The following is a 25,499-nucleotide window of genomic DNA, read 5'->3' as shown; positions in this document are numbered from 1 at the left end:
CGCACCGTGAGCGCGGCCCAGTCCTGTGGGGACGGGGACGCCAGGAGAAGGAAGTCGAAGTCTTGACGATCAACGAGAGCACCGGAACCGGATCGAAGGCCGAACGGGCCCGACAGAACCGGGATAGTGGAGTCAGGTCGTCGCTGCTCGATCGGTTGCTGGGGGGTGCGCCCTACGCGCTGGCCTTCGGTGGACAGGGCGCCGCCTGGCTCACCGAGCTCGAGGAAATCGGGCGGGACAGTGCGCTCGAGCCCGAATTGACCGCACTGGTCAACGAGGCCGCCGCCAAACTGGAACCGGTTGCCGCGCAACTGCTCGTGGTGCGCCCGGTCGGGTTCGACCCCGTCGGCTGGATGCTCGAGGAAGAGCTCGCCGACCCGGATCAGGGGGAGGTGTCGGCGGCGCCCTCCGCGCAGGTGTTGCGTTCCGCCGCGGTCTCCATGCCGGGTGTGTTCCTCACCCAGATCGCCGCACTGCGGGCGCTGCGCCTGCAGGGCCTCGATATCGTCACCCAGGCTCCGGCCGCGGTCATCGGGCACTCACAGGGCCGGATCGCCGCCACCGCCGCGCAGGCGCACGGACAGCGCGATGCCGAACTGCTGGCCATCGCCCAATTGATCGGTGCCGCAGCCGGACTGGTTGCCCGCCGCCGCGGCCTCATGCCGATCGGCGACCGCTCGCCCATGATCGCGGTCTCCAATGTCGACCCCGAGCGTTTGCAGGCCGTCGTCGACGAGGTCTCGCGCGGTGTGGACGCCGAGAAGGCCGCCGTGCTCTCCATCCGCAACGGCCGTCGCCGCGCCGTGCTGAGCGGCCCGGTCGCACAGCTGGATCGAGTTCGCCGCCGCGCCGCCGAGATTCACGATGAGCAGTCCGCCGAGCGCGATGCCAAGAAGCGCGGCGGTTCGGTCTTCGCCCCGGTCTTCGAGGACATTCCGGTCGAGGTCGCCTTCCATCACCCCGCGCTCGCCGAGACCGTCGATCTGGTCACCGGCTGGGCCGGGCAGTGCGGCCTGGACGCCGAACTGGCCGGTGCCCTCGCGCAGGAAGTGCTCGTCGATCCCATCGACTGGGTCGCCATCGTCGATGACACCGTCGCCCAGGGCGCGCAGTGGATCCTGGACCTCGGCCCGGGCGATCTGCTCACCCGCCTCACCGCCGGATCGCTCAAGGGCACCGGCGTCGGCGTGCTCGCCGCCTCCACCCGCCCGGGCCAGCGCAGCCTGTTCACCCCCGGCGCGGCCCCCGAAATCGCCCCCGCCTGGGCCGAATTCGCGCCCAAGCCGGTGCGCCTGCCCAATGGCCGGGTGGTCGTGGAGACCGCGTTCACCAAGCTCACCGGTCGCTCGCCGATCCTGCTCGCGGGCATGACCCCCACCACCGTCGACGCGAAAATCGTTGCGGCGGCGGCCAATGCGGGCCACTGGGCCGAGCTGGCCGGTGGCGGTCAGGTCACCGAGCAGATCTTCGCCGACCGCGTGGCCGAACTGAAGACGCTGCTGCACCCGGGCCGTTCGGTGCAGTTCAACTCGCTGTTCCTGGACCCGTACCTGTGGAAGCTGCAGCTCGGCGGAAAGCGCCTGGTGCAGAAGGCCCGTAGCGCGGGCGCGCCGTTCGACGGCGTTATCGTCACCGCCGGTATTCCGGAGCTGGACGAGGCTGTTGCCCTCATCGAGGAGCTGACCGAGGTCGGCATCACGCACGTCGCGTTCAAGCCGGGCACCGTGGCGCAGATCCGCGCCGTGCTCCGAATCGCCGACGCCGCACCGGATTACGCGGTCATCATGCATATCGAGGGCGGCCGCGCCGGTGGCCACCACTCCTGGGAGGACCTCGACGACCTCCTGCTCGAGACCTACGGCGAACTGCGCGGCCGCGCCAATGTGATCGTCTGCGTCGGCGGCGGCATCGGCACCCCCGAGCGCGCCACCCAGTACCTCACCGGCTCCTGGTCGCAGGGCTACGGCTACCCGGTCATGCCGCTGGACGGCGTGCTGGTCGGCACCGCCGCCATGGCCGCCCTGGAAGCCACCACCACCCCCGAGGTCAAGCAGCTGCTGGTCGATACGCCCGGCACCCCCGACTGGGTCGGCGCGGGCACCGCCATCGGCGGAATGGCTTCCGGCCGCAGCCAATTGGGCGCGGACATCCACGAGATCGACAACTCCGCCTCGCGCACCGGCCGCCTGCTGGACGAGGTCGCCGGTGACGCCGACGCCGTGGCCGCGCGCCGCGACGAGATCATCACCGCTCTCAACGGCACCGCCAAGCCGTACTTCGGCGATGTCGCCACCATGACCTACCTGGAATGGCTGGAGCGCTACGTCGAGCTCGCCGTCGGCCTGGACCGGCGCAGGGATTTCGACTGCGGCGGCGATTTCGCCTCCGCCATCGCCGACGCCACCGCCTCGGTCTGGCTGGACATCACCTGGCGCGACCGGTTCGCGGAAATGGTGCGCCGCACCGAATCCCGGCTCAACCCGGCCGACCGCGGGCAGATCGACACCCTCTTCGCGGACGACGCGGATTTCGAGACCCCGGTCAAGGCCATCTGCACCCTGAAGGAGCAGTACCCGGCCATCGCCGAGGCCGTGCTGCACCCCGCGGATGTCCCGTTCTTCACCAGCCTGTGCAAGACCCCCGGCAAGCCGGTCAACTTCGTACCGGTCGTCGACGGCGATGTGCGCCGCTGGTGGCGCTCGGATTCGCTGTGGCAGGCCCATGATCCGCGCTACAGCGCCGATCAGGTGTGCGTCATCCCCGGCACCGTCGCCGTCGCGGGCATCACCCGCGTGGACGAGCCGGTCGGTGAACTGCTGGACCGCTTCGAACAGGACACCGCCTACTCGCTGGTGCGCGCGGGCGTCGTCCCGGCCGCCGTGGACGGCCGCCGCCGCGCCGCCGTCACCGCCGGTGCCATCGATATCGTGCTGGCCGCACCGGATGTGCAGTGGTCGGGTCGCACCACCGTCAACCCGGTGCACCGCCTCGGTGATCTCGGCGAGTGGACCCTGAACGGACAGGGCGCGATTCACCCGCCGACGGGCGCCACCCTGACCCCGATCGCCGGTCCCGAGGACGATCACGCCTACGTCGAGCTGGCCGTCCCGCTGCTCGGCCGCGACGCCGTGCGCATCCGCGTCACCGTGCCCGTGAGCGTGTACAACGGTGGCGCACCGGTCATCACCGAGGACGATGCCACCACCGCCATGTCGGCGCTGCTGGCCGTGGCCGCCGGGCAGTCGCTGCCCGAGGTCAAGAATGTCGACGGCGCGAAGGTCGCGCACTTCAATGTCGCGTGGAGCCCGGACCTGATCGCCGATCACGCCGGCGTCACCGGTTCCGGCCTGCCGGACAGCCTCAGCACCCTCGGCCGCACCGTGCCCGATGTGCTCGTGGGCGCTTGCTGGCCGGCCGTTTTCGCGGTGCTCGGCGCGACCCGCACCGCCGATGACCGCAGCGTCATCGAGGGCATGCTGGACCTGGTGCACCTGGATCACCAGATCCAGCTCATCGGCGAACTGCCTTCCGCCGCAAGCGTTCTCGCCGTCCGCGCGGAAGCGGGCGAGACCATCGACACCGATATGGGCCGCGTCGTCGAGGTGCGCGTGCGCATCTCCGGCATGCTCGACAAGCCGGAGACCGGCATGTCCATGCCGACCGTCGCCACCCTCACCGAGCGCTTCGCCATTCGCGGCCGCACCGGTGCCGGCGAACTCTCCGATCCGCCGCGCGCCGGTGGCTCGCTGTCGGACAAGACCTCCGACACCCCGCGTCGCCGCCGCCGCGATGTCACCCTGACCGCACCGCGCGCCATGGCCGCGTTCGCTCAGGTCTCCGGCGACCACAACCCGATCCACACCTCCGACGCCGCCGCCAAGCTGGCCGGTCTCGGCAGCCCGATCGTGCACGGCATGTGGCTGTCCGCCGCCGCGCAGCATGCTGTTTCGGCGATCGACTCCGGTGACAAGGTGCCGCCGCGCACCCTCACCGCCTGGACCACCCGCTTCCTCGGCATGGTGCGCCCCGGTGCGCAGATCGATGTGCGCGTGGAGCGCGTCGCGGTGGATCAGGGCACCGAGATCATCGAGGTCTCCTGCCGCATCGAGGGCGATCTCGTCATGACCGGCACCGGCCGCGTCGCACCGCCCAAGACCGTCTACGCCTTCCCGGGCCAGGGCATTCAGACCAAGGGGATGGGTCTGGACGCGCGCACCCGCTCGAAGGCCGCCAAGGAGGTCTGGGACGAGGCGGACAAGCACACCCGCGAGGCCCTGGGCTTCTCCATTCTCGCCGTGGTGCGCGATAACCCGACCTACCTCAAGGCGCGGGGCGTGGAATACCGCCACCCACAGGGCGTCCTGCACCTGACCCAGTTCACCCAGGTCGCCATGGCGACCCTCGGCGTGGCCCAGGTCGCGGAACTGCGCGAGGCCGGTGCCTTCATCGAAGGGGCAATGCTCGCCGGGCATTCCGTCGGTGAGTACAACGCACTCTCGGCCGTGGCCGGGGTGCTGCCGCTGCACGCCGTACTCGAGGTGGTGTTCCAGCGCGGCTCCGCCATGCACGAGCTGGTGCCGCGTAATGCCCAGGGCCTGAGCGACTATCGGATGGCCGCCATCCGCCCGTCGCAGATCGGCATCGCCGATCACGAGGTCATCCCGTTCGTGAACCGCATCGGCGAGCAGGCCGGTGAGTTCCTCGAGGTGGTGAACCTCAACCTGCGCGGTTCGCAGTACGCCATCGCGGGCACCGTCGCCGGACTCGAGGCCCTCGAAACCGAAATCGAGCGGCTGCGTGCCGAAACCGGCGGTAAGCGCGCGTTCGTGGTGATCCCGGGCATCGATGTGCCGTTCCACTCCACCGTGCTGCGCGCCGGTGTGCCGGAATTCCGGATCAAGCTGGAGGGCCTGCTGCCCGCCGACCTGCACCCGGAACTCCTTGTCGGACGCTACATTCCGAACCTGGTGCCGCGACTGTTCAACCTGGAGCGCGATTTCATCCAGGAGATCGCCGATCTGGTGCCGTCCGAACCGCTCGCCGAAGTGCTTGCGAATTGGGATGATTGGGCCGCCCGGCCGACCGAGCTGTGCCGCGTGGTGCTGGTCGAGCTGCTGGCCTGGCAGTTCGCCAGCCCGGTGCGCTGGATCGAGACCCAGGATCTGCTGTTCACCGATGCCGAGCACGGTGGCCTCGGCGTCGAGCGGTTCGTCGAGGTCGGTTTGGCCGCGACGCCCACCGTCGCGAACCTGGCCTCGAACACCCTCAAGCTGCCCGCGTTCTCGGACACCACGGTCGAGGTGCTCAATATCGAGCGCGAAGCCGCCATCGTGTACTCGACCGACACCGATCCCGCACCGGTGGACGAGCCGGAGGACACCCCGGCCGAGACCGCTTCCGCCGCAACGGCTCCGGCCGCTGCCGCCGCCCCCGCTGCCGCCCCGGTCGCCACCGGCGGCCCGCGTCCGGACGACATCGGCTTCGCCGCCGCCGACGCCACCCGCGTGCTCATCGCGCTGTGGACCAAGCTGCGGATGGATCAGATCGGCCCGGTCGACACCATCGAGGGCCTGTGCGACGGCGTCTCCTCGCGCCGCAATCAGCTGCTCGTCGACCTCGGCGCGGAACTCTCGCTGGGCGCGATCGACGGTGCGGCCGATGCCGATATGGGTGCGCTGGCCAATACGGTCGACCGCCTGGCCCGCACCTACAAGCCGTTCGGTTCGGTGCTCTCCGATTCCATCGGCGATCACCTGCGCAAGGTCTTCGGCCCGTCCGGTAAGCGGCCCGCCGCCATCGCCGAACGCGTCAAGAAGGTCTGGGAACTGGGCGACGGCTGGGCCAGCCATGTCACCGCCGAGGTGTCGCTCGGCACCCGCGAAGGCGCTTCCGTACGCGGTGGCGATCTGGGCGGACTGGTCTCCGGTGGCCTCAATGACGGTGCGGCCGTTGACGCCGCCATCGATGCCGCCGTGCAGGCCGTGGCCGCGCGCCGGGGTGTCGCGGTATCCATGCCGTCCGCCGGTGGCGGTGGCGGTGCGACCGTCGACGCCGCCGCGCTCGGCGAATTCACCGAGCAGATCACCGGTTCGAACGGTGTGCTGGCCACCGCCGCCCGCGTGGTGCTGGAGCAGCTGGGCCTGAGCGAGCAGGTGTCCGCGCCGGAAGCCTCCGACGATTCGCTCGTCGATCTGGTCTCCGCCGAACTCGGCACCGACTGGCCGCGCCTGGTCGCTCCCGCGTTCGACGCCCGCAAGGCGCTGCTCATCGACGACCGCTGGGCCAGTGCGCGTGAGGATCTCGCGCGCCTGTGGTTCGGCAGCGATGGCGAGCATGACGTCGACGGTTACATCGGCGCCGGGGAAGCCGTTGCGGCACAGGCCACCTGGTGGCGCACCCGCGCCATGGGCGAGGCCCGCTCGGTACTGGCCGGGCTCTACGGCAAGATCGCCGAGGCCGCGCTGACCAAGGCCGATCCGGGCGTCTGGTCCGATGACATCGCCGTGATCACCGGCGCGAGCAAGGGTTCCATCGCGGCCGCCGCGACCGGACGCCTGCTCGCCGGCGGCGCGACCGTCGTCGTCACCACGTCCTCGCTGAACGACGATCGCATCGCCTTCTACAAGAAGCTGTACCGCGAGAACGCTCGCAACGGCGCGGCCCTCTGGGTGGTGCCCGCGAATATGGCCTCCTACGCCGATATCGACGCCCTCATGGACTGGGTCGGCAATGAGCAGGTCGACAATGCCGGTGGCGCGAAGGTTCTGGTCAAGGAGGCCATGATCCCGACGCTGCTGCTGCCGTTCGCCGCACCTCGCGTCGCCGGTGATCTGGCCGACGCCGGGGCCCGCGCCGAAATGGAGATGCGCGTTCTGCTCTGGTCGGTGGAGCGCCTCATCGGCGGTCTGTCCAAGCTCGGCGCGGATCACAATGTCGAAGCCAAACTGCATGTGGTGCTGCCGGGTTCGCCCAACCGCGGCATGTTCGGCGGCGACGGCGCGTACGGCGAATCCAAGGCCGCGCTCGATGCCGTGGTCGCCAAGTGGCGCGCGGAGAAGACCTGGTCCGAGCGGGTCACCCTGGTGCACGCGCTCATCGGCTGGGTGCGCGGCACCGGACTCATGGGCGGTAACGATCCGCTGGTCGAGGCCGTGGAAGCGGCGGGCGTGCACACCTGGTCCACCCTGGAGATGGCCGATGAGCTGCTCAAGTGGTGCACCTCGCGGGCTCGCATCGTCACCGCGTCCGGACCGCAGCAGATCGATCTGACCGGCGGCCTGGCGCGCGCCAAGCTGGACCTGCCCGCGCTCGCCAAGCAGGCGCGCGAACAGGCCGAGGCGGCCGAGGATGCCGAAGCCGTTGCCGCCAAGACGATTTCGGCGCTGCCCGCACCGCCGACGCTGTCCTCCAAGCTGCCCGTCCCCGAATGGGGTTCGGTCACAGCCGATCTCGATGACATGGTCGTCATCGTCGGCGCGGGCGAGCTGGGCCCCTACGGCTCGGCGCGCACCCGCTTCGAGATGGAGGTCTCCGATCAGCTCTCCGCCGCGGGCGTGCTGGAGCTGGCCTGGACCACCGGCCTGGTCACCTGGGAGAACGATCCCAAGCCGGGCTGGTACGACGTCGAATCCGGTGACTACGTTGACGAATCCGAGCTCGCCGAGCGCTACCACGACACCGTGGTGGAGCGCTGCGGCGTGCGCCGGTACGCCGACGACGGTCAGATGCTGGACAACACCGCGCCGCTGCTCACCTCGGTGTTCCTGGACAAGGACCTGTCCTTCGTGGTGAACAGCGAGTCCGAGGCGCGTTCCTTCTACGCCGCCAACCCGGAGCAGACGGTCGTCACACCCGTCGAGGGCACCGGCGACTGGCAGGTGACGCGCAAGGCGGGCACCGAGATCCGGGTGCCGCGCAAGGCCAAGCTGTCCCGCGTGGTCGGCGGCCAGATCCCGACCGGCTGGGATCCGACCCGCTTCGGCATCTCCGCCGATATGGCGAATTCGGTTGACCGGGTGGCGCTGTGGAACATCGTCTGCACCGTGGACGCGTTCCTGGGCTCGGGCTTCAGCCCCGCCGAGCTGATGCAGTGGGTGCACCCGTCGCTGGTGGCCAACACCCAGGGCACCGGTATGGGCGGCATGTCCTCCATGCGCTCGCTGTACATCGACAACCTGCTCGGTGAGCCGCACGCCAACGACATCCTGCAGGAGGCGCTGCCGAACGTCGCTCTGGCGCATGTGGTTCAGAGCTACGTGGGCTCCTACGGCGGCATGATCCACCCGGTCGCCGCCTGCGCCACCGCGGCGGTCTCCGTCGAGGAGGGTGTGGACAAGATCAAGCTGGGCAAGGCCGATCTGGTCGTGGCCGGTGGTTACGACGATCTCGGCATCGAGGGCATAGTCGGCTTCGGTGATATGTCCGCCACCGCCGATTCGGCCGTCATGTCCGCCAAGGGCATCAGCGATCGCTACTTCTCCCGGGCCAACGATCGCCGTCGCGGCGGCTTCGTCGAATCCATGGGCGGCGGAACGGTATTGCTCGCTCGCGGCACCGTCGCGCTGGAGATGGGCTTGCCGGTGCTCGGTGTGGTCGCGTACGCCCAGTCCTTCGCGGACGGCGTGCACACCTCCATCCCGGCCCCCGGACTGGGTGCGCTCGGCGCGGGTCGCGGCGGCGCGGAATCCAAGCTGGCCAAGGAACTTCGCAAGCTCGGCGTCGCGCCGGACGAGATCGCGGTGATCTCCAAGCACGACACCTCCACCGCGGCAAACGATCCCAACGAGTCCGAGCTGCACGAGCGCCTCGCCGATGCCATCGGCCGCTCGGAAGGCGCTCCGCTGTTCGTGATTTCGCAGAAGACCCTCACCGGTCACGCGAAGGGCGGCGCGGCCTCCTTCCAGATGATCGGCCTGTGCCAGGTGCTGGAACAGGGCGTCATCCCGCCCAACCGCAGCCTGGACTGCGTGGACGAGAAGATGCGGGCGTACCCGCACCTGGTGTGGGTCCGCGAGGCCATGGAGATGGGAGATCGCTTCCCGCTCAAGGCCGGTCTGGTCACCTCGCTCGGCTTCGGCCACGTATCGGGACTGGTGGCCATCGTGCATCCGCAGGCGTTCATCGCGGCGCTGGATCCGGATAAGCGCGAGGCGTACCAGCGTCAGGCGCAGGAGCGTCAGCTCGCCGGACGTCAGCGCCTGACCGAGGCCATGTGCGGCGGCGCGCCGCTGTACGAGCGCCCGGCGGATCGCCGCCTCGGCGGAGACGGCACCCCGGCCAAGAAGTCGCGTCAGCTCGAAGCGGATCTGCTGCTCTCGCCGCAGGCCCGATTGGGTTCGGACGCAACCTATGTCGCGGTCCCGCCGGGACCGGCCTGCCGGTAATCCGGTAATACTCAGCCCGCATAGCTGAACATCCCAACCAGCGGAGCTTACGGAACCGTAGGCTCCGCTGTTATGTATGTTGCAGGAATCTGCACTCATCAGGAATCGAGGAGTCCCGCGCTGTGACAATCCTTGGCATCGGCCTGGATTTGGTTTGCATCTCCGAATTCGCCGAACAGCTGGAACGCACCGGCACCACCATGATCCGGGAGAGTTTCACCGCAGGCGAGCGGCGCTATTGCCAGAGCAAAGGCACCGATCCGGCCCGCAGCTACGCCGCCCGCTGGGCCGCGAAGGAAGCGGTCATCAAGGCGTGGGCGTCATCTCGCTTCGCGCGCAGTCCGCAGATCGGTGACAATCCCTACCCGTTGATCGAGGTGGTGAATGACGCCTGGGGCCGCCCCAGCATCAAATTGCACGGCCTCGCAGCGGAATTCCTGCCCCGGGTGCGAGTTCACCTCTCGCTCACCCACGATGGCGATACCGCCGCCGCCATGGTGGTGCTGGAGGATCCGGGCGAACTAGCCGACCTCATCCAGGGGTGAGGGTGTGCGCTGACCGCCGCTGCGGGATTCCTTCTCGGCGATCAGCAGATACGCGACCATGAGGCGCTTGAGCTCGGCGACGGCGTCCTCATGGCTGAGTCCGTCCTGCACCGAGAAATTCAGCATCGAATAGACCACGTGCACCAGCACCTGCGCCATCATCGAACGGCGGATGCGGGGGGTGCGCGGCATCAGCGAGCGCAGCATCTGCGCCACCGCCTCGGCGAATTCCTTCTCGTGGATCGCCCCGGTGGCCCGCGTCGACGGCGTCGACTGCATGGCCAGCCACACCTCGCGGCGGGACGGATCGGTCATCCACAGATCCGCCAGATGATCGACCAGCGAATTCATATGGCGTAGCCAGTCCATGGACGGGATCTCGCCGTGGAAGTCCTTGAGCTCCTGCGAAACCGCGACCAGGTCCTGGCGATTCAGCTCGCAGACGATCACGTACTTGTTGGCGAAGAACTGGTAGAGGGTGCCGATGGGGACTTCCGCGCGGGCCGCGACTTCCTCACAGGTGAACGACTCGAAGCCGACCTCGACGAGCAATTCGCGCGAGGACTGCAACAGCGCGTCGAACTTGCGTTTGCTCCGTTCCTGCGTCGGGCGGCGACGGGGCATCAGCTCTTGCGGGTCGTCCTGCAACTCCAACGCAGGGTCCGGTCGTCGAGTCGACCTGGTTCCCGTGCGTGCTTCCACGTTCAACAGCCTAGAGGTAGCGACACTCCGATGACACGCTGCGGTAGTTCGTGTGTCCCTCTGTCGGTCCGGAAACTCACCAATCCGCAACCGGGAACGGCGACGAACATTCATCGCAGCTGCCTCCCGGCCGCGTGCTCGCACACTCCTCGGGGGCTTTATCCGAACGCTGTTTTCGTCTCGAGAACCGTGTCCCGGCAAAGGGGACACGACGACGTTGGAAGGCTGATCTGTGGTTGCTTCTGCTGTTGTCCGATCCACGGTGACCATCGGTGTCGCCACCGAGCGCGGCATCGTGCGTGCGGTGGCCCTCGCCGACGACGGCGACAGGCTGCCGGAACGCGTGGTGATGGAACGCGTCGAGCGGATCACCGGCGATACGAAGGCCGATCTGGCCGCGGCGGTCGAGCTGGTGCTGGAGGAGATCGCGGGCAAGCTCAGCCCCGATCGCGATATCGTCGGCGCGGCCGTCGCCTACCGGGACGCCGCCGAGCGCCGGGCCATCGTGACCCGCCTGGCATCGGGCGCGTGGCATGAGGCCTCGCTGGTATCCGCCAAGGCCGCGCACCTGTCCGTGGCCCGCGCCATGACCTGGGTCGACGAATTCGAGGATCTCGCCATCTGCGAGGTGGTGCCGGGTTCGCAGGCCTTCTCGCTCATCGATTCCGAGCGCAACCGGGTGCTGGCCGCGGTCAGCCTGACCGGCGGCGCGACCAATGACGAGGCCATGAGCGCCGCCGTCACCGCCGCCTGGGATCAGTTCGACGCGGCCGGGGTGAAGCCGGACGCGGTGGTGCTGATCGGTTCCGCCGCAACCGAACCCGCCGTCGTCGCCGCGCTCGAAGCGGGCTTCGGCGCACCGGTGATCCCGTGCTCGGTGGCCGCGAACGCACCCGCCATCGGTGCGGCGCTGTCCGCCATGCCGGAGGCCGAATACGCGGGCGAGGCCGCCGAGCGGATTCGCCGGGCGCGCGGCACTGCCGCGCTGTTCGCGGCGGCCAGTGTGCTCGCGGGTGGTCTGGTCGCGGGTGGCGTGTACGCGGCGAGCAATAACTCCAAGTCCGTGCCCGAGCCCATGCTCACCGATGCCCGGGTGTCCGCCGACGCGCGCACCCAGGGCGTCGAACATCCGATCGGCGAGCCGGGTCTCGATACCGGATCCGCGTCACCTGTGGAAGGCGTTCCGGGCGATGCGCCCATGACGACCGAAGCCGCCGCGCCGCTGTCGGCCGAGCCCGCACCGGAGCCGCCCGCGCCGGATGTGGTGACCATCGATCCAGCGACCCTCAACTGGGGTCCGAAGAATCCCGAAGCGAAGCAGATGCGGCCGTCCAAGCCGCTGCTGATGGCGCAGCCGGAGACCGAACCCGCGGCGCTGCAAGCGGATTCCATCATTCCGGCGCCGGCGCATTCGGCCGCGCTCACCGATACCGGTCTCTTCGCGGGCGAGCAAGCACCGCCCGCGCTGGATTCCCCGGAATTCGGGAAATGGTGGGATAACCACTTCCGCATGATGATGCAGTGGGCGGCAGCGCAATTGGTGCCGCGCGGGGTCTAGAGCTGGCCGCCGTCCCCCGCCGCCGCCTGCGCGGGGGACAGGTCCAGGTTCGAGTCCCGGCCCGTTGGGGGCCGGGGCTCTTCCTATTTTCCGGGCTCTATACCGACAGGTCGCGGCGCAACTTCGCCACGTGCCCGGTGGCGCGCACGTTGTACTGCGCGACCTCGATCTTGCCGCTCTCGTCCACCAGGAAGGTGGACCGAATGACGCCGGTGACGGTCTTGCCGTACATGGTCTTCTCGCCGAATGCCCCGTACGCCTGCAATGTGGCCTTGTCCGGATCGGACAGCAGCGGGAAGGTGAGCGCTTCCGCATCGCGGAACTTGGCCAGCTTCGCGGGCTTATCGGGGGAGATGCCGATGACTTCCAGTCCGGCTTCGTTCAATTCGGCCAGGCTGTCCCGGAAATCGCAGGCCTGCTTGGTGCAGCCGGGCGTACTCGCGGCCGGATAGAAGTAGATGATCACCTTGCGTCCGCGGTAATCGCTCAGCGACACCTCCTTGCCATCGGCATCGGGAAGTGTGAAGGCGGGCGCGGCGTCGCCGGGACTGAGTCGATGGTTCTCGGTCATGCGTACTCCTGCGTGAGGTCCCTGCCCCGCAGGGCGGGAGAGCGATGCGGATCTCCGAAATCAAGGATCCGTTCGAACAAATGTGCTAGTTTCTGGCTATGGTCTCCGCTGTAGTGAAGCGGGCATTCCGATTCCGCTTCTATCCAACCGATGCGCAAGCCGCAGAGCTGACGCGCACCTTCGGCTGTGTACGCAAGGTATACAACCTGGCTTTGGCCGCACGCATCGAGGCATGGGATGTGCGTGGTGAAAGGCTTGGCTACAACGCGACTTCGGCGCTGTTGACCACATGGAAGAAGTCCGAAGAACTCGCCTACCTCAACGATGTGTCCTGCGTCCCGCTGCAGCAGGCGCTTCGGCATTTGCAGACGGGCTATGCCACGTTCTGGGACAAGCGCACCCGGCGCCCGCGGTTCAAGTCTCGCAAGAAGTCTCGTGCGAGCGCGGAATACACGAGAAGCGCATTTCGCTACCGCGAAGGACGCCTCATCCTGGCCAAGATGACCGAACCGCTTAACGTGATCTGGTCCCGATCGTTACCTGAAGGTGCAGAGCCCTCAACGGTCACCGTCAGTTGTGATCAGGCAGGTCGATGGTTCGTATCTCTACTGTGCGAAGACCGCAGTGTGCAGCCACTTCCATGTATCGAGAAGGTTGTCGGGATCGACATGGGTCTCGACTCTCTTGTGACGCTGTCGACAGGCGAGAAGTTTCCGAACCCTCGATATGAACGGACTGATCGGATACAACTTGCCCGGGCGCAACGTGCCCACGCGCGCAAGATCCCGGGATCGTCCAATCGAAACAAGGCCCGCCGGAAGGTGGCGCGAATCCATGCGCGCATCGCCGACCGACGTCGCAATCATCTGCATGAAGTGACCACTCGGCTCGTGCGTGAGAACCAAACGCTCGTGATCGAGGATCTCGCGGTACGGAATCTGATCAAGGGTCGTGCGTTGGCCAGGGTCATCTCGGACGCGGGATGGCGTGAGTTTCGGACCATGTTGGAGTACAAGGCGAACTGGTACGGGCGCGAGTTGATTGTGATCGACCGCTGGTTCCCCTCGTCGAAGCTCTGCTCATCATGTGGAGCACTTGCATCCTCGATGCCACTCCATGTTCGAGTGTGGATTTGCGACGAGTGCGGCGTCTCTCATGACCGGGATGTCAACGCCGCGAAGAATTTGCTGGCCGCTGGGTGAGCGGTGACAGTCTGTGGAGAGGGTGTAAGACCTCAACGGAGCACCCCGGGCGGGCAATCGTCGCAGAAGCAGAAATTCGAATCGCGAGGTTCGGAACCCCTTGCCTAAAAAAGGGGGACACCAAGCCGCCACCGTAGTAGACGGGTCGGACGGCATGCGGGCGATACACTCCAGAGCAGGTCGGCAGCCCGGCGTGGCTTGCCGCCTCGAGACAACGGTGCCGCCGGTGCGCGGCTTTCAGACAGGAGTGTGACGTGGCGAGAGATACCGAGGCCATCGAGCGTGAGATCGAGGCCGCCCGGAGCAGGCTCGCGAACACCCTCGACGAACTCGCGGTGCGGGCCGATCCGCAGCGGTTGGCGGACAACACCAAGCAGGCGCTGGTCGCCAAGGTGAACGAGCCGAAGATCAAGTACAGCCTGATCGGCGCGGGCGTGGTCGTGGTCGGCCTGATCCTGATCAAGGTGTTCCGCTGAATCCAGCGAGTTGAGTTCGAATGAAAAAACACCCGGTGCGCTGGCACCGGGTGTTTCTCGTTATCGGGGCGAATCAGACCGTGGGGCAGGCCATTCCGTCGCCGTCGGGGTCCAGGTGCGGGCCGTAACCGGGCTCGCCGCGGAAGAGCGGAGCGTGCCCGGCGGCGCGGGCCTCATCGCAGTTCTTGTAAGCGCCACCGGCGGAACCGGTCTGCGCGAGATTGGCCGAGCCGGTCGCGCCGGAACCGGTGTCGATGGCGGAGGAGCCGGTACCGGAGGAGCCGGTCGGCACATCGGCGAGGGCAAGGGCGGAGGGGGCTGCAAGAATCGTCAGTCCCGCGACGCTGGCGGTGACGAGAAGCCGGCGAACGTTCATGTATTCCTCAATGTCGGCGCAATAGGGTTGGCAGCGGCCCGATTCGGCGCGGATGCCACCGCCGTCGCGTGGGGTGCGACTCGGTGGCCGGTTCGGGTCCGGCGTCTACAGTTCCGGCGCAACGTTGCATTGTCAACCGGATGAGCTATTCATCCAGGTAAATGACTATGCGCCGGGTGTCTGCCGGGAGATGTTCTGCCAGAACATGTCCCATTCGTCCTACTCGGAAATCAACTACGCGCTCGTTGATCTCCGCCCTCGCATTACGACGAACGGACGGTACCGCACTCCGGTTCCCGAATCGCGCGGCGCGTTCGGCAATAGCATTTCTCTAATGCGCGACGGCTGTTAGTGTCCATGTCAACCAAGAGGGGATACTATGTATTCATGACCCGCTGGTTGAGCGAAGAGGAACAGGCGACCTGGCAGTCCTATATCCGTATGCGGCAGCGGCTCGAAGCCGCCATCGCCGCCGGGCTTTCCAAGGACGGCTTGTCCACCTCGGACTATGAAGTACTGGTCGCGCTGTCCGGGGCGGGCGGACAACTGCGCGCCAAGGAATTGGGCGCGGAGATCTGCTGGGACAAGAGCAGGCTGTCCAAGCATTTATCGCGGATGGCCGCGCGCGGCCTGGTCGATCGGTGTCAGGCCGTCGACGATGCCCGCGGCCGCGAGGTCCGATTGACCGAGCAGGGGCGGCGGGCGCTGGAAACCGCCGCACCCAATCACGTGGAATTGGTGCGGCAGTTGTTCATCGACGATATGGGTCCGGCCGAAGCCGCCGCGCTGCGCTCACTGTCCGAGCGAGTGGTTTTGCGCGCCGAGCGCACGGACGTACCCGGAATCGGCTGAGCTACAGCCTCATTTGGATTGGCCCTTCCAATCGCCGAACGGCTCGTCGCGTTCCCGGACCGCTTCGCGGAAACCGGCGGTGGCGGCGCGCAATTGGAAGGCATAACCCTCGCGGGTATGCCGGGAAACACCGTCGAATACGGTGCTGACCATGCCGGAATTCGCCACGCCCTGATTGAGCAGTGCGCTGTTGAGCGCCAGCTTGGCCATGATGAGCTGATTGATCGGCACCAGTGAAATACGGTGCAGCAGTTCCTCGGTGCGCGCGTCGAGTTCGTCGGCGGGCGCGGATTCCACGGCCAGTCCCCACTCCCGCGCCTGCGTGCCGGTGAGGCTGTCACCGGTGAAGAGCAGGCGTTTGGCGCGCTGATCGCCGATGCGATGCGCCCACATACCCGCGGCGGGAATGCCCCAGGTGCGGGTGGGCGGATAACCGATGCGGGCGTCATCGGCGCAGATGATCTGATCGGCGTACAGCGCGATATCGGTGCCGCCCGCGATGGCGAAGCCGTGCACCTTGGCGACCGTCGGCTTATTGGCGTACAGCAGGCTGGCGAAACCGCGGTTGAACCGCGACATCATGGCGTAGTCGACCATGGGATCCCAAGTGCCCCAAGGATTGTGGTTGCTCGCCTGTACGACCGGATCGAGCACGGTGCCCTCGACCGGCTGCGCGCCCTCGGCGGGGGCGAAGCTGTTCTCGGCGAAGATCGACAGGTCGTAGCCGCCGCAGAAGCCCTTACCGCGCCCGCTCACCACCATGACGTGCACGCGCGGATCCAGATCGGCGCGCTCGACGGCGGCCGCCAATTCGATCGGGGTGTCCGCGGTGATGGCATTGCCGTGCTCGGGGCGATTGAAGGTGATCCGCGCGATCCGCCCGGTCACCTCGTAAGTCAGTGTGCGACCGGCGATTTCGCCCTCGGGCTGGGGGCGGCCGGTGAACAGGGAATCGTCGCCGCCGGTCAGATCGTCGCGCCAGGCGGCGGGGCGGGTTCCGGCGTGCTCGGCGGTCGGTCCGGGGCGCTGCGCCGCGGGGCCGGGATGCTGCTCGTGATCGGGGGACACGCAAGCAGTGAACCCCCGTTCATTTCTTGCTGTCAAGGGGTGACCGGCGGCGCGCGGTGTTCGGATGGTCAGTCGGTCCAAGGGCGGACCGGGGGTTTCACCCACAGGATCTTCTCGTCGGCGTGCGCGCGGGCGGCGGCCGGATGGCCGGGATGGCGTGCGGCCCAGGCGTCCTTCTCGGCCAGTAGTTGCGCCACCACCTGCCAGGTCTCATCGGTGCTCGGGGGATTGGTGTCGGCCGCCCGGGCGAGCTTGCGCTGCTGCGCCTGGGGGAGATCCAGCAATTCCGGTCCGGTGATGGCGCGAGCCCAGATGTACGCCGCCAATCGCCGGGCCTTGTCCTCCCGGCTGCGGCTCGCATGATCAGAGTGCGCGTAGTCGGCCATATCGCAACTCCGCAGGTAGTCCACTATGTCGAGCCCGACCCTACCGCAGCGCGCCGACAGTCTTGCCGGGTGATCCGGCGCAACACCGGTGAGCCGCGGGCGGTGTGCGGTTACCGTGGATCGCATGCCGGATGCCGCCGATCTCGTCATCGACCGCGCCACCCTCGCCGATTGGGCGACCGTCACCGCCTGGGCCGATGCCGAGGGCTGGAATCCGGGGCTACGCGACGGCGTGCCGTTCTTCGCGCAGGATCGCGACGGATTCTTCCTCGGGCGGCTGGACGGCGAACCCGTCAGCGCGGTCTCGGTTGTCAACTACGGCAGTGAATTCGCGTTTCTGGGGTTCTACCTCGTCCGGCCGGATATGCGCGGCGCAGGATTGGGCCTGGCCACCTGGAAGGCGGGGCTGGCGCACGCGGGGGAGCGGGTGGTCGGACTGGACGGGGTGCCCGATCAACAGGACAACTACCGGCGCAGCGGGTTCGAACTCGCCTATCGCACTGCGCGTTTCACCGGGATCCCGGCATTGCCCGCACCGGATTCGAGTGTGCGGGTGCTCGCCGAGCGTGATGTGCCGGAACTGCGCGGCTACGATTCCGCCTGTCTCCCAGCCGATCGCCCGGATTTCCTCACCGCCTGGCTGAGCAATCCCGGCCATCGCACGGTGGTGCGGATCGTCGACGGCGTCCTCACCGGCTACGGAACCATTCGTCCCGCACGGGATTCGCATCGCATCGGGCCGCTGTTCGCCGATACCGAGACCGACGCGCGGCACCTGCTGGCCGCATTGGCCGTCGAGGCGCAGGGCGGGCCGGTGGCGATCGATGTCCCGCTGCACAATGCCGCCGCGGTGCTGCTGGCGGAGGAGGCGGGTCTGAAGCCGAGCTTCGAGACCGCCCGCATGTACACCGGTGCGCCCCGAACCCATTCCGGTGACAAGGTTTTCGGCACCACCACGCTCGAACTCGGCTGATCAGATGGGCCGCAGCGAGGCGGCCAGTCGCTGTGCGGCGGCGCGATCGACGGGTGCTTTCGCGCTGCCGAGCCAGCAGACCCACCAGCGCCGGGTATCGGACTGCACGACTGCGGCGTAGACCTCGGCTGCGGGGGTGCCGGGATCATTGAAGTCGACCCGGTAGAAGCACGACTTGCCGGTCACCTCACCGCCTTTCACGTCCAGGACCTCCTGGTCGACGCGGGTGCCGCTGTCCGGGAAGAAGAATTCCCCCATCCCCGATCCCAATGAGCAGGCGGCGCGGGTGTCATCGGGTTCGGCTGCGGCGAACAGTGATTCGTCGAGTTTGCCGAGCAGGATCATGCCGTCCCCGCCGCCCTGCTTCTCCAGTGCGGCCTGTCCGAAGATCAGGTGGTCGTCGCCCTGCTCGGGCATCTGCTGCCAGCCGTCCGGTGCGACGAAACTCATGCCCGCCGCGCTGCTGCGGATCCGATCGGCCTCATCGTGCCTGCGGTGCACCTGATCGACGATCGAATATCCGATCCCGGCCAGCGATGCCACCAATCCCAGTACGCACAGCGCGATCACCCAGCGCGCGGTGCGCGCGGACACCGGCCGCTCGGCGTCGATCTGGTTCGGTTCCACCCCGCGACGCTAACAACAGTGCTGGTCAGGGGCTTTGTGGCGGGTGACGCGGCGCGCCGGACGGGTTTATCACGATCGGGCCACCCGATCACCAGGCCGAGGGTCGCACCCGGCCGGGCGTCACCACGTGGGCGAGCATATTGCGCAGTTCGACGGTCGCGCCCGGCCCGAGCGCCCGCGCCCACCGCTCGGTGAACCGGGCGGCGGCGGTATCGGCGGCGCGGGTGCAGGCCCAGCCGCGCTCGGTCAGCGTGATCACCTTCGCGCGGGCGTCCGAAGGATGCGGATTGCGTTCGGCGTAACCCTTTTTCACGAGTTCCTCGACCAGCTGGCTGGCCGCCTGCTTGGTCACTCCGAGATGTTCGGCCAGCTCTCCGACGGTGGCCCCGTTCGGAGCCATGCGCACGAACGCGAATCCGTGCGTGGGCCGGATATCGGTGAACCCGGCCGCGACGGTGCCGTCGTGAATGGCATCGGTGACCTCGGCCGCCGCCGCGAGCAAGAGCATCGGCAAATCCTGAGCGGGCATGCATGCATCTTGGCACTTGACAAGAAAGACAACAAGCTTGACTATATAGTCAATCTTCTTGACCAAAAGGAGTCATCGAAATGCCAGTCGTCCGCACCGCAGACATCCAGTCCCACCAACTGCACGGCTCCACCTTCACCCCGCTGATCCGCCCCGCCACCGGCAGCGCCGAACTCTGTATCTGGCGGCTGGAAGTGGGCCCCGCCACCACCGGCGTCAGCCACCGCATTCTTCGTGAGGAAGCCTTCGTCCTGCTCTCCGGCTCCATCGCCCTCACCATCGAAGGCGAATCCCACACCCTCACCCCCGGCGACGCCGCCGTGGCCCCCGCCGGCTCCACCATCAGCCTCACCACCACCGACCTCCCCGCCACCGTAATGGTCACCGCCCCAGTCGGTTTCACCGGCGAACTCCCCGACGGCGCCATCGTCGACCCACCCTGGGTCAACTGAACGGGCCGCGATCGGAACTCAGGGTGTGGCGAAGCGGTCCGATGCGCGTTCGATCACGTCGTTCAGTACTTCGCGGGAGCGCATCAGGTCGGTGATGGTGCGGTCGATGCGGGTGCGTTCGGATTCGAGTTCGGTGACCAGTTCGGGGGTCGCGAATTCGTTCGCGCCGCCGTCCGCGTCACGCATACAGGGGAGGATCTGGGCGATCTTCCTACTGGACAGGCCCGCGGCGAAGAGTTCCTGGATGTGGATGACGCGGTCGACCGCCCATTCCGGGTAGTCGCGGTGGCCGCCGGGCGTGCGATTCGCGGCCAGCAGGGTCTGCTCTTCGTAGTAGCGCAGCGAGCGTTCGCTGACCCCGGTGCGTTGCGCCAATTCGCCAATTCGCATCTACTACCTCGTATTTCGCCGAAAGGCTTGCATCTCACATCGGTGTCAGGTTTTACGGTACCGGCATGATCACCGCAGCAGCCACCCGCAGCCTCTTCGAACCGGCCGAGCTGGGCTCGCTCCGGCTACCGCATCGGCTGGCCATGGCCCCGATGACCCGTAATCGCGCGGCGGCCGACGGCACCCCGACCGACCTCATGACCACCTACTACACGCAGCGCGCCGGAGCGGGCCTGATCATCGCCGAGGCCGCCACCCCGAGCCGGGTCGGCCAGACCTACGCCAACATCCCCGCGATCTACACCGGTGAGCAGGTGGCGGGCTGGCGCCGGGTGACCGATGCCGTACACGCCGCCGACGGGCACATCTTCCTGCAATTGCAGCATGGCGGCCGGGTGGGGCATCCCGATAACAGCGGCCTGACTCCCGTTGCGCCGTCGCCCATCCCGCTCACCGATGCCATCCACACCCCGGGCGGCAGTAAGCCCGCCGTGGTGCCCAAGGAACTGACCGTCGACGAAATCCACGCCACCGTAGCGGATTTCGCCGCAACCGCCCGCAATGCCATCGCCGCCGGATTCGACGGTGTGGAAGTGCACAGCGCCAATGGCTATCTGCTGCACCAGTTCCTGTCCCGGAACACCAATCACCGCACCGACGCGTACGGCGGTTCCATCGCCAACCGCATTCGCTTCACCCTCGAGGTCGTCGATGCCGTGGCCGCCGCCATCGGCCCCGATAAGGTCGGCGTCCGAATCTCTCCCGCGGTGACCGCCAACAATATCGAGGAGGGCGATACCGAGACCCTCTACCCGCCCCTGATCGCCGCGCTCGCCGAGAAGCGCCTCGCCTACCTGCATGTGGTCTTCGCCGATCCGGATCAGCCACTCTTCCAGCACATTCGGCAATCCTGGCCCGGCGTTCTCATCGCCAACCCCAATCTGGGCTGGGGTGTCCCGCTTCCGGCTGACGGCGGCAAACACGCCGCGGAACGCCTGCTGGCCGCCGGAGCCGATATCGTGTCGCTGGGTCGCGCCTTCCTGGCCAATCCGGATCTGGTCGATCGGCTGCGCGCCGGAGCTCCCATCAACCAGGTGCGCGATTCCCACCTCATGTATGTCGGCGGCTCGGAGGGTTACACCGATTACCCCACGCTGGCGGAACAACTCCGTGCCGCCTGATTACGCGCCGCGCCGGGCGGGGAAACCGTGCGCCCGTGCCGAGATGACCACCGCGGCAACGGGAGCCAGCAGTAGCAGGACGCTCCAGGGCAGTGCGGTGGCGGAGATCCGGTCGAGCAGCACACCGCCGATCACCCCGCCCAGGGCCATGGCGACATTCCAGAGGGTAACGAGCATGGCCTGGGCCGAATCGGCGGCGGGGCCACCGGCGTCGGCGGCGGCCGTCTGCAACAGGGTGGGGAGGCCGCCCCAGCCCAGGCCCCACAGGGCGGCCGCAAGGTAGACGAGAGCGGGGTGGTGGGCGAGGGTGGCGAGGGTGGTTGCCGCGAGGGCGACCAGGAGCACGCTTGCGATGGTGAGGGTGCGGAGGCGGCGGTCGATGTGTGCGCCGACTAGCCAGATGCCGGCCAGTGAGGCCGCGCCGAAGACGAGGAGTATCGCGCCGGTGGCGTCGGTCATGCCCGCGTGGTCCAGGAATGCGGCGATGTAGGTGTACAGAATCGTGTGCGCCAGTACGAAAGTCAGGGTTACGAAGAGCACCGCGGCTACGCCGGGGACGGTCAGGGCGCGGGTCATCGGCGGGCGTTCGCCGGACGGTTGGCCCGGCTGGTCGGGGACGCCGAGGCCGATCCAGCCGAGCAGGATGACGGTGAGGCCGGTCATGATCAGGAACGCCACCCGCCAGCCGACCGCCTGTCCGATGAAGGTGCCAGCGGGGACGCCCAGGGAGAGCGCGACCGGGATTCCCGCCATCGCGATCGCAACCGCCTTGCCCTGCAGGTGATCTGGGGCCAGCCGACGGGCGTAACCGGCCAGCAGCGCCCAGGCCAATCCGGCCGCCACCCCGGCCAGGAAGCGGGCGGTCATGGTCACGCTGTAGTTCGAGGACAGCGCGGTGACGGTATTGGCGGCCGCGAATCCCGCCATCGCGGTGAGCAGCAGCCGTTTACGGCTCCAGCTCGCGGTGGCGGCGGTCAGCGGAATCGCGGTGAGCGCCGTCCCCAGCGCGTAGACGGTCACCGACTGTCCCGCCGCGGATTCACCGACCCCGAGATCCGCGCTCAGCGCGGGCAATACGCCCGCTGGGAGAGTTTCGGTGAGGCTGGTGATGAACACCGCCTGCGCCAATGCCAGCAGGGCGAACGTATTGAGTTTCGTGACCCGTTGCGGCGCAGCGGATGCGGTGCGCGGGGCCGTATTCGGTGTTGTCATGAACCGAATGCTCGAACCCTCACACGTATGTGAGGGTCAACCCGGATCGCTGTGAGCTACACCATATTCGCGCGGACCCTAGCGTGCGCGCTGTACCCGGGTCTCGTTCCACACCGGCGTGCTGGACTCGTAAACGACTCCGTCGGAGCCGAATACGAGGAAGCGATCGAATTCGCGCGCGAACCAGCGGTCGTGGGTGACGGTGACGACCGTCCCCGCGAATTCGGCGATGGCCTGTTCCAGCGCGTCGGCGGAGGCCAGGTCCAGGTTATCGGTCGGCTCATCGAGCAAAAGCATGGTGACGCCGGACAATTCGAGCAGCAGGATCTGCACGCGGGCCTGCTGCCCGCCGGACAGATCGTCGAAGAGGTTCTCGGCGGCCCGCGCCAGCCCGTACCGATCCAGCACCCGGCTGGCGGCCTCGCGTCCCATCCCGTCGCGATGTTCATCGCCGCTGTGCAGGATCTCGAGCAGGGTGCGCCCGGAAAGATCGGGGCGGGAATGGGTTTGCGCGAAATACCCGGGACGCACCCGGGCGCCCAGCGCGGCGGTGCCGGTGTGCGGCACCGGCGCGATCTCACGATCACTCACCGGGCGATGCTCGATATCGGGATCGGAGCCACCGGCGGCCAGCAGCCGGAGGAAGTGTGATTTCCCGGATCCATTGGCGCCCAATACCGCAACGCGATCGCCGAACCAGATCTCGGTATCGAACGGCCGCATCAGACCGGTCAGCTCCAGCTGCTCGCACACCAGCGCGCGCTTACCGGTCTGCCCGCCGCGCAGGCGCACCGAAATGCGCTGCCGGATCGGGGTGGCCTCGGGCGGCCCGGCGGCCTCGAATTTGGCGAGCCGGGTCTGGGCGGCGTGATACCGCGCCGCGATACCGTCATTGAACTTCGCCTTCTCCCGCAGGCGCAGTACCAGTGCGCGCAGTTTGGCGTTGTCCTCCTCCCAGCGGCGGCGCAGTTCCGCCAGCCGTGCGGTGCGGTCCTCGCGGGCCTGCTGGTACCCGGCGAAGCCGCCGCCGTGTATCCAGGCCGTCGCGCCGTTCACACCGGGTTCGAGGGTGACGATGCGCGTTGCCGCGTTCGCGATCAGCTCGCGGTCGTGGCTGATGAACAGGACCGACTTACTCGATTCGGCGATCGTGCGTTCCAGCCACTGCTTGCCCGGGACGTCCAGATAGTTGTCGGGCTCATCGAGCAGCAGCACTTCATCGGGACCCGCGAACAGGGCCTCGAGAACGACGCGCTTCTGCTCACCGCCGCTCAGGCTGCGCACCGAGCGCCATTTGGCGCGGTCGAAGTCGACGCCGAGGGCGGCCATGGTGACCTTGTCCCAGAACCCCTCGATCTCGTATCCGCCGACGTCGCCCCACCCGGTGAGGGCGTGCGCGTACGCCAATTGGGTTGTCTCGTTGTCGGTTTCGATCATGGCGTCCTCGGCCGCGTCCAGCGCCCGCGCGGCCGCCCCGACGGCGGGGTCCGCCACCGACAGCAGCAGATCGCGCACCGTCGACTCGTCATCGATCTGACCGATGAACTGCCGCATGATGCCCAGTGATCCGGAACGCGTCACCGCGCCCTCATCGGCGGTGAGGTCCCCGGCGATGATCTTCATCAGGGTCGTCTTACCGGTGCCGTTGGGCCCGATGAGCGCGGCCTTCACCCCGTCACCGATGCGGAAGCTCACTCCGCTGAGCAGCTGTCGTCCATCGGCGAGGAAATACTCGATCTCGGAAACGTTCACGTGGGCCACGGGACCCCAGGCAACCGCAAACGCTCAGGTAAAGCAACCCGATTCCGCCGCGAGCGCCGGTACTGCTGGCCGGGCCGCCGCGTTGACGCCGATCGGCGCGGCGAATTAGGTTCGGCATATGCGGGTCTATGCGGACGGTGGCGAGTATCGCTGGAGTGATGTGCCCGCCGACCAGCTGCGCGCGGCGATATCCGGCGCGCTGGACGGGTTCGGGCGCCGCGCCGCCGAACTCGACGGCCGCAAAGCCGCCGCGGTCCTGATCGCGGTCGCCGAATACGCCGGGGGACAGGGTATCTGGCTGACCGAACGATCCCCGGGCCTGCGCGCCCACGCCGGACAGCTGGCCCTGCCCGGCGGCAAATTGGATCCCGGCGAGGACGCGGAAACCGCGGCCCTGCGCGAACTGCACGAAGAACTGAGCATCGCCGTCCCGCGCGATGCCGTGCTCGGGCTGCTCGACGACTATCCCACCCGCTCGGGCTATGTGATGACCCCCGTCGTGGCCTGGCTCGGCGACGCACCCGCACCGACCCCGAATCCCGCCGAAGTGGCTGCGGTGCACTGGATTCCGCTGTCGGAACTGGATGTCGAACCTCGCTTCGTCCCCGTTCCCGGCTCCGATCGCCCCGCGATCCAGCTCCCTCTTCTCGGCGGTCATCTGCACGCCCCCACCGCCGCGATCCTGCACCAGTTCCGCGAGGTGGCGCTGCATCGCCGCCCCACCCGGGTCGATCAGATGGACCAACCACGGTTCGCCTGGGAGTAATCTGCCGCCGGTAACGCCCCGTTCCACGGGCACGACAGTCCCAAGACCGCGTTTGAGGCATCTCGACCGAGAGGGATTCGAATGAGGAAATCGATAGTCGTCAGCACCCGGGTCCTGGCCGCCGCGACGGTGGGTCTGGGTTTCGCCGCCGTAATCGGCTCCGGCACGGCGCAGGCCGCGCCGCAGGATTGCCAGATCACCCGGGATCTGACCGGGGCCACGGCGATCTGCCATGACGACGACGCGCCCGCCGGGCGTGAATACGCTTTGATCGTCGACTGTTTCGGCCTGCACGGTGTGCCCAATGCCTTCCCGTTGATGGCCATCGGCCCGTACAGCGGGTCGTGGAGCGGCTCCTTCAGCCCGTCGGGTCAGGGCACGGCCTCCTGCCTGGGGCCCTACAGCGTGGGGACCGCCACCGGCGCTCACGTGGCCATTTATCGCGACTGACCGGGTGCGCTGACCGTCCGGGTTATTCGACCGGCTCGC

21 protein-coding genes are annotated in these 25,499 nt (G+C 67.8%); 11 read left to right on the top strand and 10 right to left on the bottom strand.

Translation table 11 applies throughout. The annotated features are described in order from the left end of the window. Positions 1-62: 62 nt before the first annotated feature. Both ACFC0O_RS10475 and ACFC0O_RS10470 read left to right on the top strand, forming a co-directional pair. Positions 63-9,383 carry a fatty acid synthase subunit beta domain-containing protein gene (locus ACFC0O_RS10475; RefSeq protein ID WP_375955518.1) on the top strand — a complete coding sequence of 3,107 codons (9,321 nt, stop codon included), beginning with the start codon at positions 63-65 and terminating at the stop codon, positions 9,381-9,383. Positions 9,384-9,505: 122 nt separating this feature from the next. Further along, positions 9,506-9,928, top strand: coding sequence for a holo-ACP synthase (locus tag ACFC0O_RS10470; protein ID WP_309231616.1), 423 nt, complete (start codon positions 9,506-9,508; stop codon positions 9,926-9,928). On the opposite strand, the gene ACFC0O_RS10465 is transcribed toward ACFC0O_RS10470, so the two are convergent. Then, positions 9,905-10,552 carry a TetR/AcrR family transcriptional regulator gene (locus tag ACFC0O_RS10465; RefSeq protein WP_364632705.1) on the bottom strand — a complete coding sequence of 216 codons (648 nt, stop codon included), beginning with the start codon at positions 10,550-10,552 and terminating at the stop codon, positions 9,905-9,907. The two genes, ACFC0O_RS10470 and ACFC0O_RS10465, sit on opposite strands and share 24 nt — an antisense overlap. Positions 10,553-10,862: 310 nt before the next feature. Between ACFC0O_RS10465 and ACFC0O_RS10460 the strand changes: the two genes are divergently transcribed. Further along, the gene (locus tag ACFC0O_RS10460; RefSeq protein ID WP_375955516.1) at positions 10,863-12,188 is read left to right on the top strand and encodes a hypothetical protein; all 1,326 of its coding nucleotides are present in this window, start codon (positions 10,863-10,865) and stop codon (positions 12,186-12,188) included. A gap of 97 nt (positions 12,189-12,285) precedes the next feature. Here the strand turns inward: ACFC0O_RS10460 and bcp are convergent, their stop codons facing one another. After that, entirely contained in the window at positions 12,286-12,759 is a 474-nt protein-coding gene (bcp, locus tag ACFC0O_RS10455; RefSeq protein WP_375955514.1) for a thioredoxin-dependent thiol peroxidase, read from the bottom strand. A 98-nt stretch (positions 12,760-12,857) separates the two neighbouring features. Between bcp and ACFC0O_RS10450 the strand changes: the two genes are divergently transcribed. Next, complete coding sequence (locus tag ACFC0O_RS10450) at positions 12,858-13,961, top strand: RNA-guided endonuclease InsQ/TnpB family protein (RefSeq protein WP_375955512.1); 1,104 nt, start codon at positions 12,858-12,860, stop codon at positions 13,959-13,961. Between the two features lie 254 nt (positions 13,962-14,215). Continuing rightward, on the top strand, positions 14,216-14,437 hold the full coding sequence (locus ACFC0O_RS10445) for a DUF3618 domain-containing protein (RefSeq protein WP_067574554.1): 222 nt from the start codon (positions 14,216-14,218) through the stop codon (positions 14,435-14,437). Between the two features lie 73 nt (positions 14,438-14,510). Here the strand turns inward: ACFC0O_RS10445 and ACFC0O_RS10440 are convergent, their stop codons facing one another. After that, a complete protein-coding gene (locus ACFC0O_RS10440; protein WP_364629103.1) occupies positions 14,511-14,813 on the bottom strand; it encodes an excalibur calcium-binding domain-containing protein in 303 nt (100 codons plus the stop codon). A 387-nt stretch (positions 14,814-15,200) separates the two neighbouring features. Here ACFC0O_RS10440 and ACFC0O_RS10435 point away from each other — a divergent pair, with 387 nt between their 5' ends. Continuing rightward, entirely contained in the window at positions 15,201-15,665 is a 465-nt protein-coding gene (locus ACFC0O_RS10435) for a MarR family winged helix-turn-helix transcriptional regulator (protein WP_364629106.1), read from the top strand. Positions 15,666-15,674: 9 nt separating this feature from the next. Here the strand turns inward: ACFC0O_RS10435 and ACFC0O_RS10430 are convergent, their stop codons facing one another. Together ACFC0O_RS10430 and ACFC0O_RS10425 are read right to left on the bottom strand one after the other, a co-directional pair. Further along, positions 15,675-16,733, bottom strand: coding sequence for a crotonase/enoyl-CoA hydratase family protein (locus tag ACFC0O_RS10430; RefSeq protein ID WP_375955509.1), 1,059 nt, complete (start codon positions 16,731-16,733; stop codon positions 15,675-15,677). Positions 16,734-16,801: 68 nt separating this feature from the next. Further along, on the bottom strand, positions 16,802-17,119 hold the full coding sequence (locus ACFC0O_RS10425) for a hypothetical protein (protein WP_375955507.1): 318 nt from the start codon (positions 17,117-17,119) through the stop codon (positions 16,802-16,804). 124 nt (positions 17,120-17,243) lie between these two features. Here ACFC0O_RS10425 and ACFC0O_RS10420 point away from each other — a divergent pair, with 124 nt between their 5' ends. After that, a complete protein-coding gene (locus ACFC0O_RS10420) occupies positions 17,244-18,092 on the top strand; it encodes a GNAT family N-acetyltransferase (protein ID WP_375955505.1) in 849 nt (282 codons plus the stop codon). On the opposite strand, the gene ACFC0O_RS10415 is transcribed toward ACFC0O_RS10420, so the two are convergent. Next, on the bottom strand, positions 18,093-18,719 hold the full coding sequence (locus ACFC0O_RS10415; protein ID WP_364629116.1) for an APA family fibronectin-binding glycoprotein: 627 nt from the start codon (positions 18,717-18,719) through the stop codon (positions 18,093-18,095). Positions 18,720-18,807: 88 nt separating this feature from the next. Next, a complete protein-coding gene (locus ACFC0O_RS10410; RefSeq protein ID WP_375955504.1) occupies positions 18,808-19,248 on the bottom strand; it encodes a MarR family winged helix-turn-helix transcriptional regulator in 441 nt (146 codons plus the stop codon). An 80-nt stretch (positions 19,249-19,328) separates the two neighbouring features. Between ACFC0O_RS10410 and ACFC0O_RS10405 the strand changes: the two genes are divergently transcribed. Then, complete coding sequence (locus ACFC0O_RS10405; protein WP_375955502.1) at positions 19,329-19,700, top strand: cupin domain-containing protein; 372 nt, start codon at positions 19,329-19,331, stop codon at positions 19,698-19,700. An 18-nt stretch (positions 19,701-19,718) separates the two neighbouring features. On the opposite strand, the gene ACFC0O_RS10400 is transcribed toward ACFC0O_RS10405, so the two are convergent. Further along, on the bottom strand, positions 19,719-20,090 hold the full coding sequence (locus ACFC0O_RS10400) for a MerR family transcriptional regulator (protein ID WP_375955500.1): 372 nt from the start codon (positions 20,088-20,090) through the stop codon (positions 19,719-19,721). 65 nt (positions 20,091-20,155) lie between these two features. On the opposite strand from ACFC0O_RS10400, the gene ACFC0O_RS10395 reads away from it, so the two are divergent. Next, positions 20,156-21,271 (top strand): alkene reductase, encoded by a 1,116-nt coding sequence (locus ACFC0O_RS10395; RefSeq protein WP_375955498.1) that lies wholly within the window; start codon positions 20,156-20,158, stop codon positions 21,269-21,271. On the opposite strand, the gene ACFC0O_RS10390 is transcribed toward ACFC0O_RS10395, so the two are convergent. After that, positions 21,272-22,483: an MFS transporter gene (locus ACFC0O_RS10390; protein WP_375955496.1), complete on the bottom strand. Its 1,212-nt coding sequence runs from the start codon at positions 22,481-22,483 to the stop codon at positions 21,272-21,274. 78 nt (positions 22,484-22,561) lie between these two features. Beyond that, the gene (locus tag ACFC0O_RS10385; RefSeq protein WP_375955494.1) at positions 22,562-24,244 is read right to left on the bottom strand and encodes an ABC-F family ATP-binding cassette domain-containing protein; all 1,683 of its coding nucleotides are present in this window, start codon (positions 24,242-24,244) and stop codon (positions 22,562-22,564) included. A gap of 118 nt (positions 24,245-24,362) precedes the next feature. On the opposite strand from ACFC0O_RS10385, the gene ACFC0O_RS10380 reads away from it, so the two are divergent. Next, complete coding sequence (locus ACFC0O_RS10380) at positions 24,363-25,010, top strand: NUDIX hydrolase (protein WP_375955493.1); 648 nt, start codon at positions 24,363-24,365, stop codon at positions 25,008-25,010. Positions 25,011-25,091: 81 nt separating this feature from the next. Continuing rightward, entirely contained in the window at positions 25,092-25,460 is a 369-nt protein-coding gene (locus ACFC0O_RS10375) for a hypothetical protein (RefSeq protein ID WP_375955491.1), read from the top strand. Positions 25,461-25,499 lie beyond the last annotated feature (39 nt).

It is taken from the genome of Nocardia sp. NPDC056100, from assembly GCF_042266325.1.
Classification (GTDB): domain Bacteria; phylum Actinomycetota; class Actinomycetes; order Mycobacteriales; family Mycobacteriaceae; genus Nocardia.
Note: the sequence above shows the minus strand (reverse complement) of the source record. Positions and strands in the feature narration are given on the sequence as shown.